The sequence below is a fragment of the Microbacterium bandirmense genome, assembly GCF_037204185.1.
In the GTDB taxonomy this organism is placed as follows: Bacteria; Actinomycetota; Actinomycetes; order Actinomycetales; family Microbacteriaceae; genus Microbacterium; species Microbacterium bandirmense.
Genome location: NZ_JBBDGM010000001.1, coordinates 132,491 through 148,184, shown reverse-complemented (window position 1 = coordinate 148,184; position 15,694 = coordinate 132,491). Strand labels below are relative to the sequence as shown.

At 68.9% G+C, this 15,694-nt stretch carries 18 protein-coding genes; 5 read left to right on the top strand and 13 right to left on the bottom strand.

The genetic code is table 11. From position 1 onward, the window contains the following. The 6 genes from WDU99_RS00700 to WDU99_RS00675 are packed head-to-tail and all read right to left on the bottom strand — an operon-like array spanning nucleotide 1 to nucleotide 4,496. Nucleotides 1-537, bottom strand: coding sequence for a hypothetical protein (locus WDU99_RS00700; protein ID WP_337330515.1), 537 nt, complete (start codon nucleotides 535-537; stop codon nucleotides 1-3). Continuing rightward, nucleotides 534-1,835, bottom strand: a complete 1,302-nt coding sequence (locus WDU99_RS00695; protein ID WP_337330514.1) for a DUF58 domain-containing protein — start codon at nucleotides 1,833-1,835, stop codon at nucleotides 534-536. The genes WDU99_RS00700 and WDU99_RS00695 overlap by 4 nt, the downstream gene beginning before the upstream one ends. A gap of 2 nt (nucleotides 1,836-1,837) precedes the next feature. Then, nucleotides 1,838-2,803, bottom strand: coding sequence for an AAA family ATPase (locus tag WDU99_RS00690; protein ID WP_337330513.1), 966 nt, complete (start codon nucleotides 2,801-2,803; stop codon nucleotides 1,838-1,840). Continuing rightward, nucleotides 2,800-3,312, bottom strand: a complete 513-nt coding sequence (locus tag WDU99_RS00685; RefSeq protein ID WP_337330512.1) for a hypothetical protein — start codon at nucleotides 3,310-3,312, stop codon at nucleotides 2,800-2,802. The genes WDU99_RS00690 and WDU99_RS00685 overlap by 4 nt, the downstream gene beginning before the upstream one ends. After that, nucleotides 3,309-4,049 (bottom strand): DUF4129 domain-containing protein, encoded by a 741-nt coding sequence (locus WDU99_RS00680; protein ID WP_337330511.1) that lies wholly within the window; start codon nucleotides 4,047-4,049, stop codon nucleotides 3,309-3,311. Before WDU99_RS00680 ends, WDU99_RS00685 begins: the two co-directional genes overlap by 4 nt. Nucleotides 4,050-4,058: 9 nt before the next feature. Further along, a complete protein-coding gene (locus WDU99_RS00675; RefSeq protein WP_337330510.1) occupies nucleotides 4,059-4,496 on the bottom strand; it encodes a MarR family winged helix-turn-helix transcriptional regulator in 438 nt (145 codons plus the stop codon). A gap of 44 nt (nucleotides 4,497-4,540) precedes the next feature. On the opposite strand from WDU99_RS00675, the gene WDU99_RS00670 reads away from it, so the two are divergent. Next, nucleotides 4,541-4,783, top strand: coding sequence for a hypothetical protein (locus WDU99_RS00670; RefSeq protein ID WP_337330509.1), 243 nt, complete (start codon nucleotides 4,541-4,543; stop codon nucleotides 4,781-4,783). A 19-nt stretch (nucleotides 4,784-4,802) separates the two neighbouring features. Here the strand turns inward: WDU99_RS00670 and WDU99_RS00665 are convergent, their stop codons facing one another. Beyond that, on the bottom strand, nucleotides 4,803-5,138 hold the full coding sequence (locus WDU99_RS00665; protein WP_337330508.1) for a TfoX/Sxy family protein: 336 nt from the start codon (nucleotides 5,136-5,138) through the stop codon (nucleotides 4,803-4,805). 39 nt (nucleotides 5,139-5,177) lie between these two features. Continuing rightward, nucleotides 5,178-7,256, bottom strand: coding sequence for an excinuclease ABC subunit UvrB (gene uvrB / locus WDU99_RS00660; protein WP_337330507.1), 2,079 nt, complete (start codon nucleotides 7,254-7,256; stop codon nucleotides 5,178-5,180). Between the two features lie 163 nt (nucleotides 7,257-7,419). On the opposite strand from uvrB, the gene WDU99_RS00655 reads away from it, so the two are divergent. Then, on the top strand, nucleotides 7,420-7,854 hold the full coding sequence (locus WDU99_RS00655) for a DUF4126 domain-containing protein (protein ID WP_337330506.1): 435 nt from the start codon (nucleotides 7,420-7,422) through the stop codon (nucleotides 7,852-7,854). 38 nt (nucleotides 7,855-7,892) lie between these two features. Here the strand turns inward: WDU99_RS00655 and WDU99_RS00650 are convergent, their stop codons facing one another. The 3 genes from WDU99_RS00650 to rpsA form a co-directional block, all read right to left on the bottom strand. Beyond that, nucleotides 7,893-8,522 (bottom strand): hypothetical protein, encoded by a 630-nt coding sequence (locus WDU99_RS00650; RefSeq protein WP_337330505.1) that lies wholly within the window; start codon nucleotides 8,520-8,522, stop codon nucleotides 7,893-7,895. Between the two features lie 53 nt (nucleotides 8,523-8,575). Further along, on the bottom strand, nucleotides 8,576-9,178 hold the full coding sequence (gene coaE / locus WDU99_RS00645) for a dephospho-CoA kinase (RefSeq protein WP_337330504.1): 603 nt from the start codon (nucleotides 9,176-9,178) through the stop codon (nucleotides 8,576-8,578). An 80-nt stretch (nucleotides 9,179-9,258) separates the two neighbouring features. Beyond that, entirely contained in the window at nucleotides 9,259-10,713 is a 1,455-nt protein-coding gene (gene rpsA, locus WDU99_RS00640) for a 30S ribosomal protein S1 (protein ID WP_337330503.1), read from the bottom strand. 181 nt (nucleotides 10,714-10,894) lie between these two features. On the opposite strand from rpsA, the gene WDU99_RS00635 reads away from it, so the two are divergent. Beyond that, entirely contained in the window at nucleotides 10,895-11,812 is a 918-nt protein-coding gene (locus tag WDU99_RS00635; protein WP_337330502.1) for a 5'-3' exonuclease, read from the top strand. Between the two features lie 58 nt (nucleotides 11,813-11,870). Here WDU99_RS00635 and WDU99_RS00630 read toward each other — a convergent pair whose 3' ends face one another. Continuing rightward, nucleotides 11,871-12,857: a PHP domain-containing protein gene (locus WDU99_RS00630; protein ID WP_337330501.1), complete on the bottom strand. Its 987-nt coding sequence runs from the start codon at nucleotides 12,855-12,857 to the stop codon at nucleotides 11,871-11,873. Between the two features lie 11 nt (nucleotides 12,858-12,868). Continuing rightward, nucleotides 12,869-13,933, bottom strand: a complete 1,065-nt coding sequence (gene trpD / locus WDU99_RS00625; RefSeq protein WP_337330500.1) for an anthranilate phosphoribosyltransferase — start codon at nucleotides 13,931-13,933, stop codon at nucleotides 12,869-12,871. A gap of 222 nt (nucleotides 13,934-14,155) precedes the next feature. Here trpD and ctaE point away from each other — a divergent pair, with 222 nt between their 5' ends. Beyond that, nucleotides 14,156-14,809 (top strand): aa3-type cytochrome oxidase subunit III, encoded by a 654-nt coding sequence (ctaE, locus tag WDU99_RS00620; protein WP_474199788.1) that lies wholly within the window; start codon nucleotides 14,156-14,158, stop codon nucleotides 14,807-14,809. A gap of 20 nt (nucleotides 14,810-14,829) precedes the next feature. Continuing rightward, nucleotides 14,830-15,663 (top strand): cytochrome bc1 complex diheme cytochrome c subunit, encoded by an 834-nt coding sequence (qcrC, locus tag WDU99_RS00615; protein WP_337330499.1) that lies wholly within the window; start codon nucleotides 14,830-14,832, stop codon nucleotides 15,661-15,663. The last annotated feature ends 31 nt before the right edge of the window (nucleotides 15,664-15,694 follow it).

The window sequence follows — 15,694 nt, the reverse complement described above, 5'->3', positions numbered from 1 at the left end:
CTAGCGCTTCGCGTCCGGTGGGGAGAAGTACCTCTGACGGCGGATTCTCAGCATCCCGACGCCGACGCCGGCGATCGCGAGCACGGCGGTCGCGCCGGCGATCATCGCGAACGGCAGCTGACCCGCGCCGGCGATGCCGGCGACGGCCAGCGCGGCGAGCTGTCCCGCGGCCTGGAAGACGATGAATCGGATGCCCGTCGGCCGGAGCGCCCGCAGCGCGACCCTCGCGCGCGGCGGGATCACCATCAGCAGCGATGCGAGCACGTGCAGCAGGTGGACAGCGGCGATCGCGACGGCCGTGCGCCAGGGGTGGGCCGGCTCGATCGCCAGCACCACGACGATCGCGCCCGCTGCCACCCACAGACCACCGAGATGGGGCAGGGCGGCTCCGAGGACCGCAGCGACCGCGATGACGATCAGCCACCCGATCGGCGGGTCGAGCAGCATCCCCGCTCCGACCGCGATCAGCACGGCGAGCGCGAGCAGCGCGAGACCGGGCACGCCGGCGCCGATCTCGACGCGGTCGGTGCGCTTCACCGGCCGACGCCGATCACTCCGTGCGCTCCGGCCCTGCGCAGCGCGGTGAGCTCCGCATCGGGGTCCTGCGCCCAGTGGATGATGTCCACACCGGATTCGCGGAGCCCGTGCAGCATGTCCTGCCGCTCGGCGAGCAGCACCTCCAGCGCGAGTCCGCGCTCTTCGCTGAGACGGTGGCGATCGAGGGGCGGCAGCGTGTCCACGGCGACGACGCGATGGCCGCCGGCCCGCCAGCGCACGGCGATCTCGGCGGCCGCGCCGTCGAAGAACGTGGACAGCACGTAGATGATCGAGCCGTGCGGCACCGGCGGTGTGCGACGGAAGCGCGAGTCGTCGCCGGCGCGGCCGCTCGAGGCGATCTCGGCGACCACCCGGGCGAGGTGTCGACTGCCGCCGCCGCTGCGCACCGAGCGGCCACCCTGGGCGAGGGTGTGGAAGGCGATCCGGTCGCCCTGCGCCACCGTGGCCTCCGCGATGGAGCGGGCAGCGCTGCGCGCCTGATCCAGCGAGGTGACGCCGCTGCGTTCGAGATCCGGCGCACCCCAGGTCGCGACGATCGTGCCGAGATCATCGGCGGTGTCCATCATGATGACGGCGGAGGCGTCGCTGAGAGTGTTCGTCCGGCGGATCAGCAGCTCACCGGGCCGTCGCGCCGCCCGCGCGGTCGCTTTCCAGTCGACCCTGCGCAGCTCGTCCCCCGGCGCGAACGGATGGATGTCGCGGAAGTCACCGCCGTGTCCGGGCCGGATGCCCTCGTGCGCCCCGTGCAGTCCCGTCAGCCGTGGCGCGAGCGGCATCCTCGGCAGCCTTCGGGCGACGGGCGCGACCGCGCGGTCCATCACCACTTCCCGCTGCGGCACCCCGAGCGCACCGGCGTCCACGTCCAGAGCCCGCGCCGCCGCCTCTACCGTGCGCAGCGGCCCGGAGTGCAGCGGTCGCGCGACCGCGCGCAGGCGCGCATGGCCTGACACGAACACCCGTCGGCGATGGCGTTCCGCGTGGTTCACAGACAGCTCGACCATCTCGGCATCCGATCGCACGACGATGTCGTCGCGGAGCAGACCATCGGGCACCGGACCATCGTGCGCATCGGGCATCCGCTCGATCTCGACGACGGGGGCGTCTCCGCGACGTGCGGTCAATGCGGTCGCGAGCCACAGGGCGAGCGGCAGCGCGACCGCGATCAGATCCGGGCGCGACAGCATCGTGCCGGCGACGAGCAGCACGATCACGCCGACGAGTCCGAAGAACACCGACGGACTCGGACGGCGGTTCGCCTGCGCCGGGGACGACGTCACGATCAGCTCCGGGCTGCGGCGACGCTGGGAGGCACTGCGACCGAGGTGACGACCGCGCGGACCACGTCGGCGGGGTCGATCCCCTGCGCCCACGCCTGCGGCGTGAGGGTCAGCCGGTGCGCGAGCACCGGGACGGCGATGCGCTTGACGTCGTCGGGTCGCAGGTAGTCGCGGCCGTCGAGTGCGGCGAGCGCCCGGCCGACCAGCAGCAGCGCCTGCGAGCCGCGAGGAGAGGCGCCGACGGCGACGTGCTGGGCGGTGCGGGTACCTGCAGCCAGCGCGACACAGTATGCCGCGACGTCCGGGTCGACGTGGATCTCCTCGACGGCCTTCTGCAGGGCGACCAGCTCGCCCGGTCCGAGCACCGCGTCGACGTGCGTGGCCTCCTGACGGCGGCGCACGCGTCCGAGCAGGATCTCGGTCTCCCCGGTCCGGTCGGGGTAGCCGACGGAAAGGCGCACCATGAAGCGGTCCAGCTGGGCCTCGGGAAGGGCATACGTGCCCTCGTACTCGATCGGGTTCGCCGTCGCGATGACGTGGAACGGCGCCTCGAGCGGGAAGCTGTTGCCCTCCACGGTCACCTGGCGCTCGGCCATCGCCTCGAGCATCGCGGACTGCGTCTTCGGGGTGGTGCGGTTGATCTCGTCGGCGAGCAGCAGCCCGGTGAAGATGGGACCGGGACGGAAGACGAACTCGCCGGTGTCGGGGGCGTACACGTACGAGCCCGTGACGTCACCGGGCAGCATGTCGGGCGTGCACTGCAGGCGCCGGAACGAGAGTCCGAGGGCGGATGCCAGGCTGCGCGCCGCGAGGGTCTTGCCGAGCCCGGGCACATCCTCGAAGAGCACGTGTCCACCGGCCAGGAGCGTCGCGAGCGCGATCTCGAGCGGATCGTCCATGCCGACGACGACGTCGGCGACGGCCGATCGGATGCGGCGCCCGGTCTCGGCGATGTCCTCGAAGTTCATGGCGTGTGCTCCCTCTGGGTTGCGTCGTACGTGTCGAGCGGTGCGAGAGTGTCGAGCGGCGCGAGTCGCTCCGCTGCCTCGAGCGCGTCGCGGATGTCCTGGATGCGTATGCCGCGGCCGTTCAGGCGTGCCCAGACCCCTGGCCCGAGACGCTCTTCGACGGTGTGGGCCTGCGCCTCATCGTCGATGTCGATGCCGTGCCGTGCGAGTCTGCGTCGCAGTGTCGCACGCACGCGGCGGGTCACTGCCTCGCTGACCGCGTCGCCGTGCCGGTTGATGGCCCAGGCGAGTCGCGATACGTCCGAACCGGTGTACGACTTCTCCAGCGCGCGACCGGGTGCGTCGGCTCGTGCGTCATCGGGCATCTGCAAGGTGAAGATGGGCGTCACGGCGGCGACCAGCACGCCCCATCCCCAGGCGAAATCGACCTGCACGCCGAGTGCCGACAACACGAGTGCCGCGATCAGGCCGAGACCTGCGGGAACCACGATCGTGCGGATGACCCTCATCGCCAGCCCTCTTCGATCTCGGCGAGGGCACGGGCGGCGTCGGCGCGCATTCCGTCGTCGGCGCGGTGACCCCCGAAGCGGACGCACTCATACAGTCGCAGCAGTCGACGCGCGGGCTCTTCGATGCCGGGACGGTGCAGCAGGATGCGCAGCGTGAACTCCGCGGGCGTCTCGCTGCGTCCTCGCCCGACGCCGGAGTCCACGGCGGTCTCCTCAAGCCCGATCCACGCAGCGATGATCGCGTCGCCGGGATCCGACGGCAGGTCGATCGCCGCGCGAGCGGCGGCGATTCCACGGCGCATCGTCGGCGCGTCGGGGATGGGCTCCGCGACGGCCTCGGCGCTCAGCGTGGCATCCGTGGCGGAACCGGCGGCGCGCCGCAGTGGCCTGGAGCGCCAGTACCCCAGCACGGAGCGGATCAGGATGACCAGCGCGGCCACGGCCGCGGAGATGACGAGGACGACCATCACGATGGCGATGATCCGAAGCAGCGTGTCGTCGCCCTGTTCCTGTGGTTCGCCGATACCCAGCGGCGGTGCTGTCTGCTGCACGGTCGACTCGGGCAGCGGCTCGGGCGTTGAGTCGCCCGGCGTGAAGACCGGGTGGCCGGCGACTGAGGCGGCGAGCATGGCGATCGCGAACACTGCGATCACGCCTGACGGCACGAGCCAGCGGGTCACCCGGGGCCGGCTGACGGATGCCGACGCATCGAGCTCGTCATCAGCATCCACCGGCATGTGTCCAGCCTAAGGTCGGGTGGCCCCGGCGAACGGCTTGAGCGCTTCGCGCAGGGCGGTCACGGAGGGGATGTCGGCGCCGACCTTCGCCATCACGGCACGCGGTACCTCGAGGGCCCGCTGTCGCAGCTCTCGTCCCTTCTCGGTGAGCCCGATGTCGAGCCGGCGCTCGTCGGCGCTGCTGCGCGTGCGCTCGACGAGTCCGTCCTTCTCGAGTCGCTTCACCAGCGGTGAGGCACTCGCAGGGTCCAGGGCCAGGGCGTGGGAGAGGTCGTTGAGTGAGCGTGGCGAGCTCTCCCACAGCGCGAGCATCACGAGGTACTGCGGATGTGTCAGCCCCAGTGGCTCGAGGATGGGTCGATAGACCGCGACGACGTTGCGCGCTGCGGTCACCATCGCGAAGCAGAGCTGGTTCTCGAGCAGCAGCAGTTCATCATCGGTCGCCATGCTTCGATAATACCTACACACAAATATTTAGTACACTAAGCATCATGGCCGATGAACCGCACACCGTCCCCCTGCGCACCCGCATCCGCGAGGCGGGTGGTCTCTACGCCTGGTTCAACACGAACCTCATCCGCATCGCCGGGCCGGCGTCGGTCGGTCCGTACGAGCCGACGCTTCCGCCCAGCGCCGAGGAGCGCGCGAAGCGCGGATGCCCGCTGTGCGGCCAGCCGATGAATCAGCACGAGATCGACCGCAGCGGGCCCAAGCCGCTGATGCGCTGCCCCTGACGGCCGGGCGTCGGCAGCTTCAATCACCGATCTCGTCGTTGTCCTCACGGGCGGCATCGAGCCACGCCATGAGCGCGTCGTCGTCCGCGATGACCTCGGCGTCGACATCCAGCCAGCGCGTCCCCATCGGCCGGGCCCCCATCACCGCGATCTGCACACCGGGTTCAGTGAGCCGCGCCGCTCCGTGCTCGTCGGTGAGGCGCACCAGCAGCGTGCCCCCACCCCGCGCGCCCACGAGGATGCGACCGTTCACGAGGAAAGCGCGCGTGCCGAACATCCGCTTCTCCTCCAGCGTGGGCTCTGAAGCCAACAGCGCACGCACCCTGTCGGCGAGGTCCAGTCCGGCGGCATCCATCACATGCGTCCCTTCGACACGAGCACCGGAAGGGCCGGGTCACGCGTGCCCGGCACGCTCCATCGCGCGCAGCTCCTTCTTGAGATCCTGCACCTCGTCGCGCAGCCGTGCCGCCAGTTCGAACTTCAGCTCGGCCGCGGCGGCCAGCATCTGATCCGAGAGGTCGGCGATGGTCTCCTCGAGCTGGATCGCGCCCTCGGCGGCGATCCCCTCCCGGCGCAGGTTCGGGGTCGGCGACTTGCCCTTGCCGCTCTTGCCCGTCTTGCCGCGCCCGCCGCGCATGTCGGCGGTATCGGCCGCCTCACGGGCGAGCACCTCGGTGATATCGGCGATGCGCTTGCGCAGCGGCTGCGGATCGATGCCGTTCTCGGTGTTGTAGGCGATCTGCTTCTCGCGACGTCGCTCGGTCTCGTCGATCGCGTTGCGCATGGAGTCGGTCATGTTGTCGGCGTACATGTGCACCTGGCCAGAGACGTTGCGCGCCGCACGGCCGATGGTCTGGATGAGCGACGTGCCCGAGCGCAGGAAGCCCTCCTTGTCGGCGTCGAGGATCGCCACCAGCGACACCTCGGGCAGGTCGAGACCCTCACGAAGCAGATTGATGCCGACGAGCACGTCGTAGACGCCGGCGCGCAGTTCGGTGAGCAGTTCGACGCGGCGCAGGGTGTCGACGTCGGAGTGCAGATACCGCACGCGCACCCCGTGCTCGCCGAGGAAGTCGGTGAGCTCCTCCGCCATCTTCTTGGTGAGCGTGGTGACGAGCACGCGCTCGTCACGTTCGACGCGCACTCTGATCTCCTCGAGCAGATCGTCGATCTGCCCCTTGGAGGGCTTGACGACGATCTCAGGGTCGACCAGACCGGTCGGACGGATGATCTGCTCCACGACGCCGTCGGCGATGCCCATCTCGTACCTTCCGGGCGTGGCCGAGAGGTAGACGGTCTGCCCGACGCGGTTCTTGAACTCGTCGAACCGCAGCGGCCTGTTGTCCATGGCACTGGGCAGCCGGAACCCGTGCTCGACGAGCGTGCGCTTGCGGGACGCATCGCCCTCGTACATCGCCCCGATCTGCGGAACGGTCACGTGCGACTCGTCGATGACGAGCAGGAAGTCGTCGGGGAAGAAGTCGAGCAGCGTGTGCGGAGGCTCGCCCGCCTGGCGACCGTCGAGGTGGCGGGAGTAGTTCTCGATGCCGCTGCAGAAGCCGAGCTGCTGCAGCATCTCGAGGTCGAACGTGGTGCGCATGCGCAGTCGCTGGGCTTCGAGCAGCTTTCCCTGCCGCTCGAGCTCGGCCAGGCGCTGCTCCAGCTCGGCCTCGATCGTGCCAATCGCCCGCTGCACGACGTCGGTGCCGGCCACGTAGTGCGAGGCGGGGAAGATCGGCACGGCGTCGAGTTTGGCGATGACCTCGCCGGTGAGGGGATGCAGGGAGTAGAGCGCCTCGATCTCGTCACCGAACAGTTCGATGCGGATCGCATGCTCCTCGTACACCGGGATGATCTCGATCGTGTCGCCCCGCACCCGGAAATTGCCCCGCGAGAAGTCGACGTCGTTGCGGTTGTACTGCATCGAGATGAACTGCCGGATCAGCGCGTCGCGGTCGTAGCGTTCCCCCACCTGCAGGGCGACCATCGCCCGCAGGTACTCCTCGGGCGCGCCCAGACCGTAGATGCACGACACGGTCGAGACCACCACGACGTCTCGCCGGCTGAGCAGCGAGTTGGTCGTCGAGTGGCGCAGTCGCTCCACCTCGGCGTTGATCGAGGAGTCCTTCTCGATGAAGGTGTCGGTCTGCGGGACGTACGCCTCGGGCTGGTAGTAGTCGTAGTACGAGACGAAGTACTCGATCGCGTTGTTGGGCATCAGATCGCGGAACTCGTTGGCGAGCTGCGCGGCGAGCGTCTTGTTGTGCGCCATCACCAGCGTCGGCCGCTGCACCTGCTCGATCAGCCACGCGGTCGTGGCCGACTTGCCCGTTCCGGTCGCCCCCAGAAGCACGACGTCGGTCTCACCCGCGTTGATGCGGGCGGCGAGCTCGGCGATGGCCTGCGGCTGGTCACCCGCGGGCATGTACTCGCTGACGACCTCGAAGGGGCGGACGCTGCGCGTGGGTTGCATGCCTCAAGCCTACGAGGGGTCACCGACACGGGCCCTGCACATCGCCATCGCCCAGACGTGTCCTGGGAAACCAAGTCGCGGGCGGGGTGGCCGCGTTGACCTAGAGTGATGCCGTGATCGAGTTCATCATCGGCAGCAGTCTCGCCGCATCGGCGGGCTGCTCGTGCTCGAGATCGTCGCGGACAAGATCCCCGCGCTCGATTCGATCAACGATGTCGCGCAGACCGTCATCCGCCCAGCGGCCGGCGGTATCGCGTTCGGGGCCGGAGCGAGCGCGCAGACCGTCGCGGTCGACGACCCGTCGGTGTTCTTCGCCGATCACACCTGGATCCCGATCATCGTCGGCGTCGTGATCGCCCTCGTCGTGCATTTCACCAAGGCCGCGGCTCGCGTCGCCGCGAACACCGTCAGCGGCGGTATTGCCGCCCCCGTGCTCAGCACGGCCGAGGACGGCGCCCCCTTCGCGCTCGCCGCTGCGGCGATCGTCATCCCCGTCGTGGCGCTGCTGCTGCTCGGGCTGATCGTCACTGCGGTCGCGATGATCAGACGATACGCGCGGCGGCGGGCACGCCGTGCGGTGCAGACCGGTGAGACGTAGACCGCATCACTGACTCCGCGGCACTCGACGAACGCGCGTCAGGCCACGGGCCACGTCGTCTCGTCGGGTCCGCTGAGAGCGCCGGTTCCTCCGTTGGGGTCGACCACGAGACTGGTGAGCGTCCCACCGTTGGGGAACCCTCCTCCCGGAGGAACCGTCGCCACGCCGGTGAACGTGATCGACTCGTTCTCCGGGCGCACCCCCTGGTTCACCCACCATGACGCCGAGCCGATCGTGATCTCCGTCGCACTGATGTTCGAAGTCGCCGTGAACACGACGCGGTGCTGCTCGATCGGGTCGACTGTCCACTGTTGGTTCTGCCCGAGGTTGAAGTCGATCCCGTTCTGAGGGTTGGTGAAGTCGACGGCACCGGATCCCGTGTACGTGAGAGTGAAGACGATCGTCACGCCGGCGGGGATGATCCGATCATCCGGAGAGGTGATGCGTACGCCGTTGGATCGGAACTGTCCTGATGCGCCCGTTCCGCTTCCCTGTCCGATCACCTGACCGGCCGTCAGGTAGAACTCCAGATCCTGCACACCGCTCGCCGCGGCGGCAGGCACCGCTGTCACCGCGACCAGTGCCGGGAGGGTCCATGCCGTGCCCTGGAGAACGGTTCTGCGGGAGAGCGGCCTGGGCGCATCCACGTGCGTGGTTCTCGGATCCATGACTCGATTGCCCCCTGATCGTTCAGCGCGAGGCCGGCCATGCCAACAGGGCGTCATGAGAGATTCGCAAACCTCGGCCACGCCTCGTCGACCTGGCGCAATGTCTCGGCGAGTGTCCCCGACGTGTCGATGACGATGTCGGCGATGGCGCGGCGATCAGCATCCGACACCTGCGCGGCGATGCGGGCGCGAGCGGCGTCCTCTGCCATCCCGCGCAGTTCGATCAACCGGCGCACGCGCACATCGGCAGGAGCATCGGCGACGACGATCAGGTCCCACGGGTCGTCGACGCGGGCCTCCACGAGCAGCGGCACGTCGTAGACGACGACGGCATCCGAATCGTCGGCGAACGCCGCAGCGAACCGTCGCGCCGACTCGTCGCGCACGGCCGGATGCACGATGCCGTTCAACCGGGCGAGCGCGGCGTCGTCACCGAAGACCAGGGCGCCCAGAGCCGCTCTGTCGAGCGATCCGTCCTCGTGGATGACCTCCGCCCCGAACGCCTCCGATATGGCGTCGAGCACGGGCGAGCCGGGCGACTGCACCTCATGCACGATCCGATCCGCATCCACGATGACCGCTCCGTGTTCGCCGAGGCGGGCGGCGATGGTGGACTTCCCCGAGGCGATGCCGCCGGTCAGCGCGATGAGTGGCATCCCCCCATCCTGGCATGCGCCAGGAACGCGGAACGGGCCGCCACCCGAAGGTGACGGCCCGTTCAGAGTGCGGAACTGACTCAGCTGTTGCCGCCCGAGAGCTTCTCGCGCAGAGCGGCGAGCGCCTCGTCATCGGCGAGCGTGCCGGCGCCGGAGTCGCTGGTGAACGACTGCGCAGCGGCGAAGTCGTCGCCTGCAGCGGCCTCTTCCTCGGCGGCCTTGAGGACGGCGGCCTTGTGCGCCTCCCAGCGAGCCTGGGCCGCAGCGTACTCCTGCTCCCATGCCTCGCGCTGGGCGTCGAAGCCTTCCTTCCACGCACCGGTCTCGGCGTCGAAGCCCTCCGGGTACTTGTACTCGCCGTTCTCGTCGTACTCGGCGAGCATGCCGTACAGGGCCGGATCGAACTCGGTGCCGTGCGGGTCGACCGACTCGTTGGCCTGCTTGAGCGACAGCGAGATGCGGCGACGCTCGAGGTCGATGTCGATGACCTTGACGAAGACCTCTTCGCCCACCGACACGACCTGCTCTGCCAGCTCGACGTGCTTGCTGGAGAGCTCCGAGATGTGCACGAGGCCCTCGATGCCGTCCGCGACGCGGACGAATGCACCGAACGGAACCAGCTTGGTGACCTTGCCCGGTGCGATCTGGCCGATCGCGTGCGTGCGGGCGAAGACCTGCCACGGGTCTTCCTGCGTCGCCTTCAGCGACAGCGAGACGCGCTCGCGGTCAAGGTCGACCTCGAGGATCTCGACGGTGACCTCCTGGCCGACCTCGACGACCTCGGATGCGTGCTCGATGTGCTTCCAGGACAGCTCGGAGACGTGCACGAGGCCGTCCACGCCGCCCAGGTCGACGAACGCACCGAAGTTGACGATCGACGAGACGACACCCTTGCGGACCTGACCCTTGTGCAGGTTGTTCAGGAACGTGGTGCGCGACTCGGACTGCGTCTGCTCCAGCAGGGCGCGGCGGCTGAGCACCACGTTGTTGCGGTTCTTGTCGAGCTCGAGGATCTTCGCCTCGATCTCCTGACCGAGGTACGGGGTGAGGTCGCGGACGCGGCGCAGCTCGATGAGCGATGCGGGCAGGAAGCCACGCAGGCCGATGTCGACGATGAGGCCGCCCTTGACGACCTCGATGACGGTGCCGGTGACGACGCCGTCGTTCTCCTTGATCTTCTCGACGTCTCCCCAGGCGCGCTCGTACTGGGCACGCTTCTTGGAGAGGATCAGACGGCCTTCCTTGTCCTCCTTCTGGAGAACGAGGGCCTCGACCTGGTCGCCGACGGCGACGACCTCGTTGGGGTCGACGTCGTGCTTGATGGAGAGCTCGCGGGAGGGGATGACGCCCTCGGTCTTGAATCCGACGTCGAGCAGAACCTCATCGCGGTCGATCTTGACGATCGTGCCCTCGATGATGTCGCCGTCGTTGAAAGACTTGATGGTCTTCTCGACCGCGGCCAGGAAGTCCTCGGCAGATCCGATGTCGTTGATCGCGACCTGCTTGGTGGCCGGGGCGGTCGTTGCGCTAGTCATGTAGTGGGTTGTCCTTGTGAATGGATGGTCGGGCTTCGAGGATCGGCATGCCAGGATGGAGCCCCGAAGCGGTTGAATGTGGATTGCGGCGTCACGAGGGCACGCAGGCGCACGCCACGAGTGACACTTCAGATTATCAGAACCCGGGCATGTCGCGCGCCCCCTGTTCTAGGCTGATGCCGTGACGGACCGCCTGATGCTCCTCGACACCGCCTCCCTCTACTTCCGTGCGTTCTTCGGAGTGCCCGACAAGGTGAAGGCGCCCGACGGCTCGTCGGTGAACGCGGTGCGGGGGCTGCTCGACATCGTGGCGAAGCTCGTCACCCTCTACCAGCCGACCCAGGTCATCGCCTGCTGGGACGACGACTGGCGCCCGCAGTGGCGGGTCGACCTGATCCCGAGCTACAAGGCGCATCGCGTGGTCGAGGTCGTTCCGGCCGGACCCGACGTCGAAGAGGTGCCAGACCCCCTCGAACAGCAGATCCCTCTCATCCGCGAGGCTCTCGGCGCACTCGGCATCCCGATCATCGGCGTCGCGGCGCACGAGGCCGACGACGTCATCGGCACCCTCGCCACGCAGTCGGCGATCCCCGTCGACATCGTCACGGGCGATCGCGACCTGTTCCAGTTGGTCGACGACGCCCGCGACGTGCGGCTCATCTACACCGCACGCGGCATGAGCAATCTCGAGATCGTCACCGACGCCTGGATCGTCGCGAAGTACGGCATCCTCCCCTCGCAGTACGCCGACTTCGCGACCATGCGCGGCGATGCGTCCGACGGCCTGCCCGGCGTGAAGGGCGTTGGAGAGAAGAGCGCCGCGACGCTGCTGCAGGCGCACGGCGACCTGGAGGGCATCCGCGCGGCCGCCGCGAGCGGCCAGCTCAGCGCCGCGGCATCCGCGCGCTTCGCCGCGGCATCCGACTACCTCGACGTCGCCCCGACCGTCGTGGGCGTGGCGACGACGCTCGACGTGATCGCACCCGGAACGCCCCTGCGCGGTCTCGATCCGGCCGAGTCGGATGCTGCACTCGCCCTCGCCGAGCGATGGAACCTCGGTGGATCCATGCAGCGGGCGCTGGCCGCGATCGCCGGCTGACCCTTCACGTCGACCCGCTGACGCCCGCTCAGTGCAGGCGACAGGCTCAGGGGCCGGTTCACGTCGCCCAGGCGCGCAGCCGATCGATCCCCCACGTGGTGACGATGCGCTCGGGCGGCACGCCGGCGGCCTCCGCGCGCTCCGCACCGTGATCGAGCAGCGAGAGCTGCCCCGGCGCGTGGGCGTCGGAGTCGATCGAGAACAGACACCCCTCATCCAGGGCGACGGCGATGAGCTCATCTGGTGGGTCCTGCCGCTCGGGCCGCGCGTTGATCTCCACCGCGACGCCGTGCTCGGCACACGCCGCGAACACCGCACGCGCATCGAACTGCGAGGGCGGTCGGGTGCCCCGCTCACCCTGCACGAGTCGCCCGGTGCAGTGTCCGAGCACGTTCACGTGCGGATCGGCCACGGCCGCCAGCATCCGACGTGTCATCGGCCCGGCGTCCATCCGCAGCTTGGAATGCACGGAGGCGACGACGACGTCGAGCTCGTCCAGCAGTGCGGGTTCCTGGTCGAGTGAGCCGTCCTCGAGGATGTCGACCTCGATGCCGGCCAGCACGGCGAGCCCGTCGCCGGACTGCGCGCGCACCAGCGGGATCTGCTCGCGCAGGCGCTCCGCCGACAGCCCGCGGGCGACGCGCAGGCGCGGCGAATGATCGGTGATCGCCAGGTACTCGTGCCCGAGCGACCGCGCAGCGGCGGCCGTCGTCTCGATCGGCGTGGTGCCGTCCGACCACTCCGTATGACTGTGCAGATCACCCTTCAGGCGTGCGCGCAGCGCGGACTGGCGCTGCGGCGCGACGACGCCACGCAGTTCGGCGAGGTATGCAGGAGTCTCCCCCTGCTGCGCCTGGCGGATGACCTCGAACGTCGAGTCTCCGATTCCCTTCTGCGCGCGCAGGCGGGTCGGGTCGCCGAGGATCTCCGGCGGCAGCGCGGCGATGACCGCCGCCGCCTGCCGGAACGCCTTCGCCCGATACCGGGACGCGCGCTCACGCTCGAGCAGCGTCGCGATCTCGAGCAAGGCCTCGGCGGCATCCACGGCGCATCCCGTCAGGATCCGACGGGCTCGTGAGTGGCAGCCACCCACTGGTCGAGCTTCGCCTCGGCGCGCCCGTCGTCGACGGCGGCGGCTGCCCGCCCGTACGCGTCGCGCAGCCGCTCGACGATCGGCACCTGCGTCAGCGATGCGTCGTGCGAGAGCTCGTAGGCGACCACCCCGGCGGCGGCGTTGAGCAGCACGATGTCCCGCACCGGGCCCTGATCGCCGGCGAGCGTGCTGCGCAGGATGCGCGCGTTGTGCTCGGGAGCGCCGCCGAGCAGGTCCGACAGGTCGGCGAGGGGGATGCCGAGATCGCGGGGGTCGAGATCGTGCTCGTGGGTATCGCCGCGGGCGACCTCCCAGATCCGGCTGTGACCGGTCGTCGTCAACTCGTCGAGCCCGTCATCGCCGCGGAAGACCAGTGCTGTCGCGCCGCGGGTTCGGAAGACACCGGTGATCAGCGGCACGCGGTCGAGCTGCGCCACGCCGACCGCATTGGCCTCGGCGCGAGCGGGGTTGCAGAGCGGACCGAGCATGTTGAACACCGTCGGCACGGACAGTTCCGAGCGCGCGGTGCCCGCGTGCTTGAAGCCGGGGTGGAACGCCGCCGCCCAGGCGAACGTGATCCCGGTGCGGTCGAGCACCGTCGCGACGCGCTGCGGGTCGAGCGAGATGTCCAGCCCGAGCGCGGCGAGCACATCGGAGGAGCCCGACGACGAACTGGCGGCGCGGTTGCCGTGCTTGACGACGGGGATGCCCATCGCGCCGATGATGATCGCCGCCGTGGTCGACACGTTCACGGTGCCGACGCGGTCGCCGCCGGTCCCGACGATGTCGAGCACGTCGGAGGACACCGGCAGCGGGACTGCCGCCTCGAGGATCGCGTCGCGGAATCCGACGACCTCGTCGATCGTCTCGCCCTTCGCGCGGAGCGCGATCAGGAAGCCCGCGAGCTGCGCCTCGGAGACCTTGCCCTGCATCACCTGACGCATCGCCCACGTCGACTCCCAGACGCTGAGGTCCCTCCGCTGCAGCAGAGTGGTGAGCAGATCGGGCCAGGTGAGGGAGTCAACCATGGTGTGATCCTAACGGCGCGGCAGACGACGCCGTTTCGAGATGACGCAGGCAAGGGCGTCCTCGCCGGATGCCCGCCGACACGGAGTCGTGCGCCACCAGGGAGATTCCCAGGGAACGACGGCACATTCGCAGGTTCTTCTTAGGTTCCCCTAAGTGCAGGAACAGCGAAACGGGTCACCCTGGTGCAAGAATCGCGGCGAAGAATCGGCCATAATGGTCAGGTGACCACCTCAGCGACGTATGCCCCGGCGGCAAGAACCATCAAGCGCCCCAATCCGGTCGCTGTCGGCACCATCGTGTGGCTCGGCAGCGAGGTGATGTTCTTCGCGGGACTCTTCGCGATCTACTTCACCCTTCGCAGCACCTCCCCCGAGCTGTGGGCCGACCGCACCGAGCTGCTGAACGTGACCTTCGCAGCAGTGAACACCGCGATCCTCGTCGCGTCGTCGTTCACCTGCCAGATGGGCGTGTTCGCGGCCGAAGACCTGCAGCCCTACCGCATCGCGAAGGGCCAGGTGAACGCCGCCGGTCGTCGCCGCCTGTTCGGCTGGGGAATGGTCGAGTGGTTCTGGCTGACCTTCGCGCTCGGCGCGATCTTCGTCAGCGGCCAGGTCTGGGAGTATGCGCAGCTGGTGGCCGAGGGCCTGCCGATCTCGGCTGACTCCTACGCGTCGGCCTTCTACATCACGACCGGTTTCCACGCGCTTCACGTCACAGGCGGACTCATCGCCTTCATCCTCGTCATCGGCCGCGCATACGCGGTCAAGAACTTCGGGCACAAGGAGGCGACCTCCTCGATCGTCGTGTCGTACTACTGGCACTTCGTCGACGTCGTCTGGGTGGCCCTGTTCCTCGTCATCTACTTCCTGAAATAAGAGCGGAGCGATTTTTCGAAATGGCACGAGAGAAGAAGCACCGCTCGCGCGGTCGCCGCAGTCCCCTCGCCGCAGCTGCCCTGATCGGGGCCGGCCTGCTGCTCACCGGCGGCGTGTACGCCGGTGCGTCGGCGGCGATGGCATCCACCTCCGACGCGCAGACCGCGGCGTCGACTGAGCTCACCGTCGAGGACGGGCAGAAGCTGTTCACCGCGAACTGCGCCACGTGCCACGGTCTGAACCTCGAGGGCACCGACGAGGGTCCGAGCCTGATCGGCGTCGGCGAGCTGTCGGTCGAGTTCCAGCTCGCGACCGGTCGCATGCCGCTGCAGATGCAGGGACCGCAGGCGCCGCAGAAGCCCGTGCAGTTCACCGATGCGCAGATCCGCGCCATGGCCGCCTACGTGCAGTCCGTCGCCCCTGGGCCCGGCTACCCCGAGGACTGGGTGACGGCCGGCAAGACGAACCCCGAGAACGCCAAGGACGAGGTCGACATCGCAAACGGTGCAGAGCTGTTCCGCATCAACTGCGCGATGTGCCACAACGTCGCCGCCGCAGGTGGCGCCCTGACCGAGGGCAAGTACGCCCCGGCCCTCACCTCGACCAGCGCCCTGCACATCTACGCCGCCATGGTCACCGGCCCGCAGAACATGCCCGTCTTCGGCGACATGAACCTCAGCACCGAGGACAAGCGCGACATCATCGCCGCACTCGTCTGGCAGCAGGAGACGGTGCCGATCGGCGGCTTCACGCTCGGCTCGCTGGGCCCGGTCTCAGAGGGCCTGTTCATCTGGATCTTCGGCATCGGCGCACTCGTCGCCCTCACCGTGTGGATCACGGCGAAATCCAACTGACGCACTTTCATCGAAGAGTTACGTACGAGGA

Excerpts from the sequence above, each read along its gene's own strand:
- WDU99_RS00690 (WP_337330513.1), bottom strand. The coding sequence starts at position 2,803 with ATGAACTTCGAGGACATCGCCGAGACCGGGCGCCGCATCCGATCGGCC.
- WDU99_RS00685 (WP_337330512.1), bottom strand. The coding sequence starts at position 3,312 with ATGAGGGTCATCCGCACGATCGTGGTTCCCGCAGGTCTCGGCCTGATC.
- WDU99_RS00680 (WP_337330511.1), bottom strand. The coding sequence starts at position 4,049 with ATGCCGGTGGATGCTGATGACGAGCTCGATGCGTCGGCATCCGTCAGC.
- WDU99_RS00675 (WP_337330510.1), bottom strand. The coding sequence starts at position 4,496 with ATGGCGACCGATGATGAACTGCTGCTGCTCGAGAACCAGCTCTGCTTC.
- WDU99_RS00670 (WP_337330509.1), top strand. The coding sequence starts at position 4,541 with ATGGCCGATGAACCGCACACCGTCCCCCTGCGCACCCGCATCCGCGAG.
- WDU99_RS00665 (WP_337330508.1), bottom strand. The coding sequence starts at position 5,138 with ATGGATGCCGCCGGACTGGACCTCGCCGACAGGGTGCGTGCGCTGTTG.
- uvrB (WP_337330507.1), bottom strand. The coding sequence starts at position 7,256 with ATGCAACCCACGCGCAGCGTCCGCCCCTTCGAGGTCGTCAGCGAGTAC.
- WDU99_RS00650 (WP_337330505.1), bottom strand. The coding sequence starts at position 8,522 with ATGGATCCGAGAACCACGCACGTGGATGCGCCCAGGCCGCTCTCCCGC.
- coaE (WP_337330504.1), bottom strand. The coding sequence starts at position 9,178 with ATGCCACTCATCGCGCTGACCGGCGGCATCGCCTCGGGGAAGTCCACC.
- rpsA (WP_337330503.1), bottom strand. The coding sequence starts at position 10,713 with ATGACTAGCGCAACGACCGCCCCGGCCACCAAGCAGGTCGCGATCAAC.
- trpD (WP_337330500.1), bottom strand. The coding sequence starts at position 13,933 with ATGGTTGACTCCCTCACCTGGCCCGATCTGCTCACCACTCTGCTGCAG.
- qcrC (WP_337330499.1), top strand. The coding sequence starts at position 14,830 with ATGGCACGAGAGAAGAAGCACCGCTCGCGCGGTCGCCGCAGTCCCCTC.